At 53.9% G+C, this 13,515-nt stretch carries 9 protein-coding genes and 2 tRNA genes; 7 read left to right on the forward strand and 4 right to left on the reverse strand.

The genetic code is table 11. The features are described 5' to 3' along the window. The first annotated feature begins 87 nt into the window (after window positions 1-87). The 4 genes from gltX (at window position 88) to HUE57_RS08935 (ending at window position 3,460) form a co-directional block, all read left to right on the forward strand. Window positions 88-1,503 carry a glutamate--tRNA ligase gene (gltX, locus tag HUE57_RS08920; protein ID WP_078483286.1) on the forward strand — a complete coding sequence of 472 codons (1,416 nt, stop codon included), beginning with the start codon at window positions 88-90 and terminating at the stop codon, window positions 1,501-1,503. Window positions 1,504-1,515: 12 nt separating this feature from the next. Continuing rightward, entirely contained in the window at window positions 1,516-3,216 is a 1,701-nt protein-coding gene (locus tag HUE57_RS08925; RefSeq protein WP_078483285.1) for a glutamine--tRNA ligase/YqeY domain fusion protein, read from the forward strand. Window positions 3,217-3,276: 60 nt separating this feature from the next. Next, a tRNA-Ala gene (locus HUE57_RS08930) sits at window positions 3,277-3,352 on the forward strand. A 32-nt stretch (window positions 3,353-3,384) separates the two neighbouring features. Continuing rightward, window positions 3,385-3,460, forward strand: a tRNA-Glu gene (locus HUE57_RS08935). Window positions 3,461-3,523: 63 nt separating this feature from the next. On the opposite strand, the gene narL is transcribed toward HUE57_RS08935, so the two are convergent. Genes narL through HUE57_RS08955 form a run of 4 tightly spaced genes read right to left on the reverse strand, consistent with a single transcriptional unit; the run spans window position 3,524 to window position 6,362 of the window. Then, the gene (gene narL / locus HUE57_RS08940) at window positions 3,524-4,183 is read right to left on the reverse strand and encodes a two-component system response regulator NarL (RefSeq protein ID WP_078483284.1); all 660 of its coding nucleotides are present in this window, start codon (window positions 4,181-4,183) and stop codon (window positions 3,524-3,526) included. Then, window positions 4,176-5,360 (reverse strand): histidine kinase, encoded by a 1,185-nt coding sequence (locus HUE57_RS08945; protein ID WP_320416290.1) that lies wholly within the window; start codon window positions 5,358-5,360, stop codon window positions 4,176-4,178. The genes narL and HUE57_RS08945 overlap by 8 nt, the downstream gene beginning before the upstream one ends. Then, the gene (locus HUE57_RS08950; protein WP_174673034.1) at window positions 5,357-5,494 is read right to left on the reverse strand and encodes a hypothetical protein; all 138 of its coding nucleotides are present in this window, start codon (window positions 5,492-5,494) and stop codon (window positions 5,357-5,359) included. Before HUE57_RS08950 ends, HUE57_RS08945 begins: the two co-directional genes overlap by 4 nt. Further along, window positions 5,457-6,362, reverse strand: a complete 906-nt coding sequence (locus tag HUE57_RS08955) for a type IV pili methyl-accepting chemotaxis transducer N-terminal domain-containing protein (protein ID WP_174673035.1) — start codon at window positions 6,360-6,362, stop codon at window positions 5,457-5,459. The genes HUE57_RS08950 and HUE57_RS08955 overlap by 38 nt, the downstream gene beginning before the upstream one ends. 295 nt (window positions 6,363-6,657) lie before the next feature. On the opposite strand from HUE57_RS08955, the gene HUE57_RS08960 reads away from it, so the two are divergent. From HUE57_RS08960 to HUE57_RS08970, 3 genes are all read left to right on the forward strand, one after another. Then, entirely contained in the window at window positions 6,658-7,920 is a 1,263-nt protein-coding gene (locus HUE57_RS08960) for an MFS transporter (RefSeq protein WP_078483282.1), read from the forward strand. A gap of 53 nt (window positions 7,921-7,973) precedes the next feature. Beyond that, entirely contained in the window at window positions 7,974-9,578 is a 1,605-nt protein-coding gene (locus tag HUE57_RS08965; RefSeq protein WP_078483281.1) for an MFS transporter, read from the forward strand. Window positions 9,579-9,738: 160 nt separating this feature from the next. Further along, window positions 9,739-13,497 carry a nitrate reductase subunit alpha gene (locus HUE57_RS08970; protein ID WP_078483280.1) on the forward strand — a complete coding sequence of 1,253 codons (3,759 nt, stop codon included), beginning with the start codon at window positions 9,739-9,741 and terminating at the stop codon, window positions 13,495-13,497. The last annotated feature ends 18 nt before the right edge of the window (window positions 13,498-13,515 follow it).

A 13,515-nucleotide genomic window follows, 5' to 3' on the forward strand; every position in this document is an offset into this window, starting at 1 on the left:
ATCGCTGTAGGAGGACTCTAACTGCCGGAATGTCGCGGCAGTTCTGCTAGAATAGCCGCTTTTACCAGATTGGAAATTGCAGCTGTTATGAGCGTCAAAACCCGTTTTGCCCCCAGCCCAACCGGCTACCTCCACGTCGGTGGTGCCCGCACAGCACTCTTCTCCTGGCTCCATGCGCGCAAGCATGGTGGCCGCTTTGTGTTGCGTATCGAAGATACCGATCTGGAGCGCTCTACCATCGAGTCGGTCAATGCGATCCTTGAGGGGATGACCTGGCTCGGTCTTGAGTATGATGAAGGGCCGATTCATCAGACCCACCGCTTTGAACGCTACGAAGAGGTGATTCAGGGCTTGATGGATAAGGGGCTCGCCTACCGATGTAACTGTTCGCGTGAACGTATCGATGCGATTCGCGAAGAGCAGATGCGGCTCAAGGAGAAGCCTCGTTACGACGGTCACTGCCGCGATAAAACTATCGATCCCAACGAGCCACACGTTATCCGTTTCCGTAATCCCGATGACGGAGATGTGGTGGTTAATGATCTGATTCGTGGTCGGGTGGTCTATAGCAATACTGAGCTTGATGATCTGATTATCAGACGTACCGACGGTTCTCCCACCTACAACATGACAGTAGTGGTCGACGATCTCGATATGGGCATCACACAGGTGATTCGCGGTGATGATCACCTCAATAATACCCCGCGCCAGATCAATATCCTCAACGCTTTGGATGCAGAGCCTCCTCAGTACGCCCACGTGCCGATGATTCTCGGTGATGATGGCGCACGTCTCTCCAAGCGCCACGGTGCCGTAAGTGTGATGCAATATCGCGAGATGGGCATCCTCCCCGAGGCGCTGCTCAACTATCTGGTACGTCTTGGTTGGTCGCATGGTGATGAGGAGCTTTTCAGCATTGATCAGATGGTTGAGCTGTTCAATATCGAAGATGTTAACAAGTCCGCTTCCAGCTTCAATACCGACAAGCTGTTGTGGATCAACCAGCACTATATAAAAAATGATGATCCCGCCCGCATCGCTCATCTGCTCAGCTACCATATGGGTGAGATCGGCATCGACCCGACTACAGGCCCCTCGCTGGTCGAAGTGGTGAAGGCGCAGCAGGAGCGAGCCAATACACTGGTTGAGATGGCGGAGATCAGCGCCTTTATCTATCGTGACTTCGATGAGTACGAGGAGAAGGCGGCAAAGAAACATCTACGCCCCGTGGCTGCGGAGCCGCTACGCAAGGTACGTGAGTTACTAGCAGCACAACAGGAGTGGCAGGGCGAGGCGCTGCACGCCTGTGTTGAGCAGGCCTCGGAAGCGCTTGAACTGAAGATGGGTAAGGTGGCGCAGCCACTGCGAGTGGCGGTGGTGGGTCGTGCTGCATCGCCGGGTATCGATGTGACGCTGGAACTGGTCGGCAAAGCGGCGACCCTGCGTCGTATCGATCGTGCGCTTGAGTTTATTGCGCAGCGTGCCGCTGAAACTCAGGGTTAGGAGACGAGTAAGATGAGCAGTAGTGAAACCTCGACACCGAGCAACTTTATTCGCCATATCATAGATGACGATATCACCGCCGGTAAAAATGGTGGCAAGGTTGTTACCCGTTTTCCACCCGAGCCAAACGGCTATCTCCATATCGGGCACGCCAAGTCGATCTGTCTCAACTTTGGTGTGGCTGAAGATTATCAGGGGCGTTGCAACCTGCGCTTCGACGACACCAATCCACACAAAGAGAATATCGAGTTCGTTGAGTCGATCCAGAAGGATGTGCGCTGGCTCGGTTTCGAGTGGGGTGAGCAGCACTACTACGCCTCCGACTATTTCGAGAAGCTCTACGAATTCGCGGTTGAGCTGATCAAGGTGGGTAAGGCCTATGTTTGTGATCAGAATGCTGAAGAGATGCGTGAGTATCGCGGCAACCTGAAAGAGCCGGGTCGTGAGAGTCCATACCGTGATCGCACAGTGGATGAGAGTCTTGATCTGTTTGTCCGTATGCGTGCGGGCGAGTTTGAAGATGGTAGTAAGGTGCTGCGTGCCAAGATCGATATGGCATCGCCCAATATGAATATGCGTGATCCGACTCTTTACCGGATTCGCCACGGTGTCGTGCACCACCAGACCGGTAGTGAGTGGTGTCTCTATCCAATGTACGACTACACCCACCCGATCTCCGATGCACTGGAGGGAATTACCCACTCACTCTGTACACTGGAGTTTGAGGACCACCGTCCGCTTTACGACTGGGTGCTTGATAACATCTCGATCGAGTGCCATCCACAGCAGATCGAATTCTCACGCCTGAATCTGCAGTACTGTGTTATGAGTAAGCGCAAGCTGACACAGCTGGTCGATGAAGGATTTGTGGAGGGGTGGGACGATCCGCGTATGCCGACTATTGCTGGTATGCGTCGCCGTGGTTTTACCCCGATATCGATTCGTGACTTCTGCGACCGTATCGGCATCACCAAGTCCGATAACAGCGTTGAAATGGGGGTGCTGGAGAGCTGCATCCGCGACGACCTCAACACCAATGCCGAGCGCCGCATGGCAGTGCTACATCCGCTCAAGGTGGTGATCGAGAATCTTGCCGAGGGGCAGGAGGAGCAGATGGAGGCAGCCAACCATCCACAAAACGAGGCGAAAGGCAGTCGTAAGATTCCCTTTACCCGTGAACTCTATATCGACCGCAACGACTTTCTCGAGGTTGCACCCAACAAGAAGTTTAAACGCCTGGTGACAGGCGGTGAGGTGCGTCTGCGTAACGCCTACGTGATCCGTTGTGATGAGGTGATCAAGGATGATGCAGGTGAGATCATTGAACTGCGTTGTAGTTACGACCCCGATACTCTTGGTGCCAACCCCGAGGGGCGCAAGGTGAAGGGCGTGATCCACTGGGTTTCGGCCACTCATGGCGTACCGGCGGAGATTCGCCTCTATGATCGTCTCTTTAGTCATCCGACACCTGACAGCAGCAAGGAGGAGGGTAAGTCCTTCACCGACTACCTCAACGCCGATTCATTGCGTACCTTGACCCACTGCTATGTTGAACCCAGCCTTGCAGAGTCCGAAGCTGGTGTTCCCGTGCAGTTTGAACGCGAGGGTTACTACTGTCTCGATACGCAACAATCAGCCAATGGTGGTCTGGTATTTAACCGCACCGTCACGCTGCGTGACTCGTGGGCGAAGATTGAGGGGCAGGGAAGATAAACGGGTTGTGAATTACGCTTGACATGGACGCCGCTTTTCCGCAGAATTCCCGCTCCGTTTGGGGCTATAGCTCAGCTGGGAGAGCACTTGCATGGCATGCAAGGGGTCGGCGGTTCGATCCCGCCTAGCTCCACCAAACGAAGCAACAAGGCAGTGCCAGAAGGATTCGTCCCCTTCGTCTAGAGGCCTAGGACATCGCCCTTTCACGGCGACGACAGGGGTTCGACTCCCCTAGGGGACGCCATACAAAAAAGGGCTACGCATCTGCGTAGCCCTTTTTCTTTGCCTCAAATAAACTGCCCTCAGTTCAGGGCTTCTTACGATTGTTTTCGACTGCCCAGACCGCCGCTTCAACTCGTGAGCGCAGGTTGAGCTTTTTCAGTAGATGTTTGACGTGCACCTTGACGGTGCCATCGGTGATGCCGAGCTCACGGGCGATCAGCTTGTTACTCAGCCCCTTGGCAATCAGCTCCAGAATCTCCTTTTCGCGCTCAGTCAGTCCCGCCTCGTTGGGATCGTTGGGTTGGGTGTCTTCGCGCAGTGCCTGGGCGAGCAGCTCAGTAAGTTGGGGGCTGATTGCCAGACGTCCCTGACCCGCCACACTGAGCTGCTTGAGGATGTCCTCCGGCTCCATGTCCTTTAGTAGATAACCGTCTGCACCAGCCCTTAGGGCAGCGACCACGTTATCTTCATGATCGGAAACGGTCAGCATCACCACGCGGGTATCAAGAGACTCATCCGCCTTGATCGCCTTTAGGGTCATGATGCCGTCCATTCCCTTCATATTCAGGTCGAGCAGAATCAGCTCTGGTTGTAAGGCTCTGGCCTTCTCCAAACCCTCCTCACCAGAGGCTGCCTCACCGATCAACTCCAGGGAGTCATCCATTGAGATCAGATCGGCGACGCCCTGCCTGAAGAGCGGGTGGTCGTCGATGGTCAGAATAGTGTGGAGGCCGTTTTCACTCATAGTTGGATACCTGATTTGCTGTGGCTCGATGTGATGGGGTGAATATTAGCTCAACGCGAGTACCGCCGCTGCCGCGTGGAATAATGCGTAGTTTACCGCCGAGGCTGCGTGCACGTTCTTTCATGATCGCAAGGCCGTAGTGGTGGCGTTTGCCCGAGGCGTTAATACCGACGCCGTTGTCGTTGATCTGTACTGTAACGTAACCGTAGGTGTCGTGCTGTAGATTAACATCGGCATGGCTGGCATTGGCGTGCTGTACGACATTAGAGAGTGCCTCACGAATAATCTGCAGCAGGTTGACCTCTTCATTGGCGGTGAGGCTGCAGCCGCCGAGCTGGTTGTTGAGCATGATGGAGGTAGCGCCACGCTCAGAGAACTCATTGGTCGTATCCTCCAGCGCGTGTGCGAGATCGGTGTCGACAATGCTGAGTCGGAAAGTGGTCAGGAGTTCACGCAGTTCTCGATAGGCGCTATTGAGTCCCTGACGCAGTTCACTAACGATTTTTCCCTGTGATTCACCCGAGCTGTTATTACTGATCTCATGATCAAGACGGCTGACCTGGATTTTCATATAGGAGAGCGACTGTGCCAGTGAGTCATGTAGCTCGCGGGCGATAACGGTGCGCTCTTCCAGTAGCGAGAGACGACGATCCTGATTAGTGCTGCGTGCGATATTGATCGCGATGGCGATATGGCTGGCGATCGACTCGAGCAGGCGTTTCTCCCACTCTTCAACATGTTTCTCTTTTGGGATCTCGAACAGCAGTACGCCGTATTGAGTGCCCTTGTCGAGAATGGGGATAGAGATGATGTTGTCGCTCTGCGGGTTCTCTTTGGCCAGTTCAATAAAGTGGGTGTCACAGTTGCCAAAACAGGAGCCGCAGTTGGGAGGGGTACAGGTACCAAGGTCGACGCTGTTAGGATCGCGTGTGGTGGCAATCTTATAGGCACCTCGTTTGCCATACTCAAATTTTGCCACATCTTCCGGGTCGGCCAGACAGATGGTGCCGGAACTGACCCCCATCATCTCAGCGATATCACTTAACAGGGTGTTATAGGTCGACCGCTGACCGCCATGGAGAGCGAAGTGAGGGCGGTTAGTCCCGATAGTCGACGCCGTCTGCCATTCGTAGTTGAGGCGCGAGCGAACGACGAAGAAGATGCAGCACGGCTTTATGTCGGCGTAGAGTCACTGAGGGAGTTGTGTAGAGCCGCGAAGAGGTGATTACGCAACGTACGCAGGACGGTCAGGGCGCCGAGCATAAACGGTCCGTTAGTATTTGCCGCTTGCTTGGGCTGATGCCAAAACAAGCTTTCGCAAAATAGCGACTCCCCGGTCGGTCGGTGTTGAGGTGTTGATGGTTCGGGTGGTGTTATAGAGCAGTTCAAGTGAACGGTTGGTGCGTTCCAGATCGGCGGTCTTGGTCTGTACCAGGCTCTCAAGATCATCGTACTGTTGTGAAAGATCTTCGGCCATGACGTTGAAGGCCTCACCCAGCTGACCCAATTCATCCCCTGAATTGTGTCTAACGCGAATGGTGAAATCTCGTTGGCCGACGTGCTGGGTGAAGTTGAGCAGGGCGCGTAACGGGTTGAGCACATCGGTGTTCATTAAATACATGGTGTAGAAAGCGACCATCAGGGTGAGAAACAGCGATACCACCTGGATCAGACGCAGGAACTGGATGCGTGACTCGGTAGCCTCCTCCAGCAATCCAACCAGTTTGTCGATCTTCTCCACAAACAGATCGATGGTGGCAAGGGTGGTCGGTGTCAGAGCCTTACTGCCGTATTGAATGCGCCCCAATAACATCGGCTTGATGCGTTGATGCCACTGCTGCTCTACCAATCTATAGGTGTTGGTGATGGTGTTATCGGACTCACTTCTGAGTATGCCGGTCAGACGTGGGCTGTTGAGGCGCTGCTCAAACCCACTGATAAGGTCTAGGGTGTGGCCAGCACTGCCATCGATGCGACTCTGGGAGGAGAGGGTGAGGCTGCTGGCGATTCGGTAGGACTGCATACGCAGCGTGCCAGCCTGATTTATGGCTGCAGCCTCGCCCTCGGTAGTGTCGGCGATGATGACTGAGCTCAACATACCCACAAAAGCTAGTAGGGTAATCGTGGCCATCGCCAGCCCGATCCGCAATAACAGTGACTTTTTAGCTTTTTCTCGCATCGAACTTCATCGTCTATTTGATGCTGAATAATAGCGTTTTTAATCGAGAAGGGCAGTGGTGATACCACCTATTATCTTGACCAGATATAAAGCTTATTTATTAGCAAAATCTAATTTAATGAATTACCGAGTAATCAACAGGTTAACCCGTTAACTACTCTACCCAATTAGTGGTATCTCTTCCAATTTAATCAAGTATTTGCTCCCTTGTTCAGATCTCCTAGAGGCATAGACTCCGTACCTGACAAATCTTTTTGCGTGGTGAGTTCAACAAGGATTTTGGAGGAGGAAGAAGATGGCGAGTTATAGAAAACAACAATTATCGGTCCTTACTATGAACACCGTCGGCTTTACGGCTTGTTTTGCCGTATGGGTGATGTTCTCGGTTATAGGTATACCGATCAAGACCGGTCTTAGTTTGAGTGATACCCAATTCGGCCTGCTAGCTGCAACGCCGATCCTGACCGGCTCCGTGCTGCGTCTACCGCTCGGAATGATGACCGATAAATATGGTGGTCGCCCTGTCTACTTCTGGTTGATGGCCTCGATCATTATCCCACTGTTCCTGATCTCAAAGGCCACTGAGTACTGGCAGTTCCTGGTTCTCGGTCTCTTTGTCGGTGTCGCTGGTGCCTCCTTCTCGGTCGGTATTGCCTACACCTCTCGCTGGTTTACCCGTGAGACTGCTGGTTTTGCGATGGGTATATTCGGTGCCGGTAACGCTGGTGCAGCACTGACCAAGTTTGTCGCTCCCACCATCCTGGTTGCTTACGGGTGGGAAATGGTGCCAGTTATCTACGCCATTGCGATGACGCTCGTTGTCATCCTTTTCTGGATGTTTACCTACTCCGATGAGAGCCACAAGGTGGAGTCATCAGTCACGGTAATGGATCAGCTGCGAATGCTGAAAGACCCGGTGGTCTGGAAATATTGCCAGTACTACTCGCTGGTGTTTGGTGGCTTCGTTGCGCTCTCGCTGTGGATGACCAAGTACTACATGACTGAGTACGGCCACGGCATTCAGGATGCAGCACTATTGGCAGCAATCTTTGTCCTGCCGTCGGGCATCATTCGTGCGCTGGGTGGCTGGCTCTCAGATAAGTTTGGTGCCCACAAGGTGACCTACTGGGTAATGTGGTCGTCGGCGATCTGCCTCTTCTTCATGTCCTATCCCCTCACCGAAATCTCGATCGCGACCCGTGATGGTGATCCGATCACTATGACCCTCGGTGTGAATGAGTATGTCTTCACCGCGCTGCTGTTTGTGGTGGGTATCGCATGGGGCTTCGGTAAGGCGTCTGTCTTTAAGTATCTCTCCGATGAGTATCCCGACAGGATCGGCGTGATGTCGGGTGTGGTCGGTCTGGCCGGTGGTATGGGTGGCTTCACCCTGCCAATCCTGTTCGGTGTGATGCTCGACTACACCGGTGTAGGTACAACCGCCTTCATGCTGCTCTACGGTATCACCATGGTCTCGATCATGTGGATGCAGTGGTCGGGTGAATCGCAGCGTGATCGTGAGATGCGTAAACAGTTTGGCCCGGACGTTATGGAATAACCGGGTGTTTGGTAAGTAACAAAAGTTCCTTTCATAAATTGAGGATATAAAATATGGCTGATATAAGAGAGTGGAACCCAGAAGATGATGGCTTCTGGGAATCGAAAGGCAAGAGTATTGCCAATCGAAATTTGTGGATCTCGATCCCAAGCCTGTTGAGTGGCTTTGCGGTCTGGCTCTACTGGGGCATCATTACTGTACAGATGCTAAATCTGGGCTTCCCGTTTGCCAAGGCTGAGCTCTTTACGCTGGCTGCGATCGCCGGTCTGACCGGTGCAACGCTACGTATACCTAATAGCTTCTTTATCCGTATCGCGGGTGGTCGAAATACCATCTTCTTTACAACCGCACTGCTGATGATTCCAGCCATCGGTGCTGGTATCGCACTGCAGGATAAGAACACGCCGCTGTGGGTGTTCCAGATCCTCGCCTTCCTCTCCGGCTTCGGTGGCGGTAACTTCGCCTCTTCGATGTCCAACATCAGTTTCTTCTTTCCGAAGCGGATGCAGGGTCTGGCGCTGGGTCTGAATGCAGGTCTGGGTAATGCCGGTGTAACCACCATGCAGATCGTGGTTCCTCTGGTAATGACCTTCGGTATCTTTGGCGGTGAGGCGATGATCCTGGAGAACACCTCAGGCACCCTGATCGGTAAGATCCCTGCCGGTACCGAGACCTATATCCACAACGCCGGTTTCGTCTGGTTGCTGCTGCTGATACCGCTCGCATTCGCTGGCTGGTTCGGTATGAACAACCTGCGTACTGAAGAGGTCTCACCACACATCGGTTCACCGATTGGTGCGATGTCGAAGATCGCCGGTATGCTGATGATTGGTTTCGTCACTGCAGCGATTGGTCTCTACATCATCCTGCCAGCACCTACGGGTCTTGGAGCGCCGGGTTGGGCCAAGTGGCCTGTTATTGCCGGTATCCTCTTCACCACTGTTATGTTGATGAAGATGATCCCGGGCGACATCAAGCCTAATCTGCAGCGTCAGTTCAAGATCTTCGGTAACAAACACACCTGGGTTATGAGCATTATCTACACCATGACCTTCGGTAGCTTCATCGGTTACTCGGCCGGTTTCGCCCTGGCTATCAAGGTAGTGTTTGGCTTCCAGCATGTTGAGATTAACGGCCTGATGACCCATGACCTGGCTAATCCGAATGGTCCTTCGGCTCTGATGTACGCCTGGATGGGTCCATTTATCGGTGCGCTGATTCGCCCAGTGGGTGGTTGGATCTCCGATAAGGTGGGTGGTGCCAAGGTAACTCAGGTTGTTGCGATTGTGATGATTGCCAGCGCCTTTGGTGTTGCGCACTTCCTCAAGGCGGCCTACCAGTCGGCAACCCCTGAAGAGTTCTTTGTACCCTTCTTTGTACTGTTCCTGGTTCTGTTTGCTGCTACCGGTATCGGTAACGGCTCTACCTTCCGCACCATCGCGATGGTCTTCCCTAAAGAGCAGGCGGGTCCTGTACTCGGCTGGACTTCAGCGGTAGCGGCCTACGGCGCCTTCATTATTCCTAAGGTGTTTGGTGAGCAGATCAAGGCAACCACTCCAGAGAATGCACTCTACGGCTTCGCAGTCTTCTACGCGGTCTGTCTGGTGCTCAACTGGTGGTACTACCTCGGTCCAAAGGCGGAAATCAAGAATCCTTAGGCAACAGAGTAAGTTGCCCCTTTGAAAAATGTCGGGGTGGCTTTGTAAAAGTTTGGGTGCACCACACCTCTCTACGTCGCTTCCACCGTGGTGCTTACAGACAGCTGCAAAGTCGTCCCGCCTTTAATTTTTAGAAGTTCGGTGAGTTAGGAGAAGAGCAATGAGTCATTTTCTCGACCGGTTAAAGTTTTTTACCAAGTCGGAAGAGTCGTTCTCGAAGGGTCACGGTATCGTGACCACCGATGATCGACAGTGGGAGGATGCCTATCGAAACCGCTGGCGTTTCGACAAGGTAGTCCGGTCTACACATGGTGTTAACTGCACCGGTGGTTGTTCATGGAAGATTCATGTCAAAAACGGTCTGGTCGCATTTGAGATGCAGCAGACTGACTATCCGCGTACCCGTCCCGATCTGCCAAACCATGAACCTCGTGGTTGTCAGCGTGGCGCCAGTTTCTCCTGGTACCTCTATAGCCCACACCGCATCAAGTACCCGCTGGTACGTGGTCGTCTGGCTGAGATGTATCGTAAAGAACGCGCAACCGGTAAAGATCCGGTAGAGGCTTGGGAGGCGATTCAGTCTGATCCCGAGAAGCGCAAGAAATATGTGGCAGTTCGTGGCCTTGGCGGCTTCATTCGCACCACCTGGGATGAGATTACCGAGATCACCGCAGCGGCCAACGTCTACACCATCAAGAAGTGGGGCCCGGATCGTATCTACGGTTTCTCTCCCATTCCTGCCATGTCGATGATCAGCTACGCGGCCGGTTCGCGTTACCTGTCACTGATCGGTGGTGCCTGTGGTTCCTTCTACGATTGGTATTGTGATCTACCTGCCGCATCTCCTCAGGTGTGGGGTGAGCAGACCGACGTACCGGAAGCGGCCGACTGGTACAACTCCAAGTACATTATTATCACCGGCGCTAACCTGCCGATGACCCGTACCCCCGATGCTCATTTTGCAATCGAGTCGCGTTATAACGGCACCAAGATTGTTTCAATGGCACCTGACTATGCAGAGTTCGTTAAGTTTGCCGATCTCTGGATGCCAGTTCGTCAGGGAACGGATGCAGCTGCCTTCATGTCGATGACACATGTAGCACTGAACGAATTCCATATTAAACAGCAGGACCCGTACTTCACTGAATACGCCAAGAACTACACCGATATGCCGATGCAGGTGATGCTGCGTAAGGATGGTGATCGTTACGTTTCGGATCGTTTCCTACGCGCCTCTGACTTCGACAGCAATATGAGGCAGGAGAACAACCCCGAGTGGAAGACGGTGGTCTACGATTCGAAGAGCAGCAGCTTTGTCTGCCCGAACGGCTCACTCGGCTTCCGCTGGGGCGAGGAGGGCAAGTGGAACACGCTGCAGAAGAACGCCGCTGACCAGTCCGATATCGATGCGGAGCTCTCCTGCATGGATAGCCGTGACGAGGTTGTGACCATGGCCTTCCCTCACTTCTCTCCGGGTGAAGATGATGTGATCCTGCGCAACGTTCCTGCACGCAGAATCTCTATCGATGGTGAGGAGACCTACGTCACCTCGGTCTATGATATGCAGATTGCACAGTACGGTATCGATCGTGGCCTCGGCGATAACACCGCCAAGGGTTATGACGACGCATCCTGTGCCTATACCCCAGCGTGGGGCGAGAAGCACACCGGTATCAAGGCCGCTGACTTGGAACGTACCGGTCGCGAGTTTGCCGAGAACGCCTCCAAGACCAAGGGTAAGTCAATGGTCATCATGGGCGCGGCGATCAACCACTGGTACCACAACGATATGGCCTATCGCAGCATCATGAACATGCTGCACATCTGTGGCTGTATCGGTCAGACCGGCGGTGGCTGGGCTCACTACGTGGGTCAGGAGAAACTGCGTCCACAGGCCGGTTGGGCACCCATCGCGTTTGCACTCGATTGGCATCGTCCACCACGTCACATGAACTCGACCACCTACTGGTATTTCCATACCGATCAGTGGCGCTATGAGAAGGTCGATGCCGATAGCATCATGTCACCGACTGCTAAGGGTAAGTACAAGGGACACATGCTGGCCGACTACAACGTCGTCTCACAGCGTCTCGGTTGGCTGCCTTCAGCGCCGCACTTCAACAAGAACCCTCTCGATATCGTCAAGGCGGCCGAGGCGGCCGGTGCGACCGATGAGGCGGGTGTCTCGCAGTATATGTCTGAGCAGCTCAAGAGCGGCGATATGGCCTTTGCCTGTGAAGATATCGATGCCGAAGAGAATCATCCTCGTAACCTCTTCGTCTGGCGTGCCAACCTGCTCGGTTGTTCGGCCAAGGGCCATGAGTACTTCCTCAAGCATCTGGTCGGCGCACAGAACGGCGTTATGCAGGAGGGTACAGAGGGTGCCAACTCGAAGGAGATCAAGTGGCGCGAGAAGTCACCATCAGGAAAGCTCGATCTGATGGTCGACATCAACTTCCGTCTCAACTCGACCGGTGCCTACTCCGATATCATCATGCCGACCGCTACCTGGTATGAGAAGTCGGATCTGAACACCACCGACATGCACCCCTTCGTCCATCCTCTCGATGCGGCGATCGATCCGGCCTTCGAATCTAAGACCGATTGGCAGATCTTCAAGGTCATTGCCAAGAAGTTCTCTGAGTTGGCTGAGACTCATCTGGGTGTACAGAAGGATGTCGTATCACTGCCGATGCAGCACGATAGCCCGATGGCAATGGGACAGGCGTTTGGTGAGGTTAAGGATTGGAAACGCGGTGAGTGTGACCTGATTCCTGGTAAGACCGCACCGCTGTTCAAGGTGGTCGAACGTGACTACCCCAACACCTACAAGAAGTACGCCTCGGTTGGCCCGCTGATGAACAAGCTGGGCAATAACATCAAGGGCCTCGACTGGAATACCGATCTTGAGATCGACCAGCTTTGCGAGCTCAACGGTGTGATTACCGATGAGGGTGTCTCCAAGGGACGTCCCTCACTCGAAGAGGATATCGCGGTCTGCGATACCGTTCTGCAGATGGCGCCAGAGACTAACGGTGAGGTTGCTCACAAGTCCTGGTCGGCACTCAGCAAGAAGACCGGTATCGATCACAGCCACCTCTACGAAGGTCGTCACGAAGAGAAGATCCGCTACCGCGACATTCAGGCACAGCCGCGTAAGATCATTACCGCGCCTACCTGGTCGGGTATCGAATCTGAAGAGGTTAGCTACAACGCCTGCTACACCAACATCCACGAGCACATTCCGTTCCGTACCCTGACCGGTCGTGCCTCGTTCTATCTCGATCATGAGTGGATGCTCGACTTTGGTGAAGGTCTCTGCTGCTACCGTCCTCCACAGGATATGGGTGCACACAAGAACCTGCCGAAGACACTGGCCGGCAAGCTCGAAGGCAAGAAGACCCTGACCCTGAACTGGATCACACCGCACTCCAAGTGGGGTATCCACTCCAGCTATCAGGACAACCTACGCATGCTGACGCTGTTCCGCGGTGGTCCTTACTTCTGGGTCAATGAGGATGAAGCGAAGACCATCGGCCTGAAGGATAACGACTGGGTCGAGGCGGTTAACGCCAACGGCGCGACTGTTGCCCGAGTGGTTGTCAGTCAGCGTGTACCGACGGGCATGGCGATCATGTACCACGCCCAGGAGAAGAACGTGAACGTACCGGGTTCGAACACCACCGGTAAACGTGGCGGTATTCTTAACTCGGTCACCAAGGTGGTGGTCAAGCCGACCAACATGATCGGTGGTTATGCGCAGCTCTCATACGCCTTCAACTACTACGGTACGGTAGGGTCGCAGCGTGACGAATTCGTCATCGTTCACAAGATCGAAGATGCTGATGTCGATTGGCTGGAAGGTCCGCTAACACCTGAGCGCGAAGCACAGCTCAACCCACCCGGAATCAACAACTGATTGGGTCCTAACCGAGAT

This window comes from Candidatus Reidiella endopervernicosa (assembly GCF_013343005.1).
GTDB lineage: Bacteria > Pseudomonadota > Gammaproteobacteria.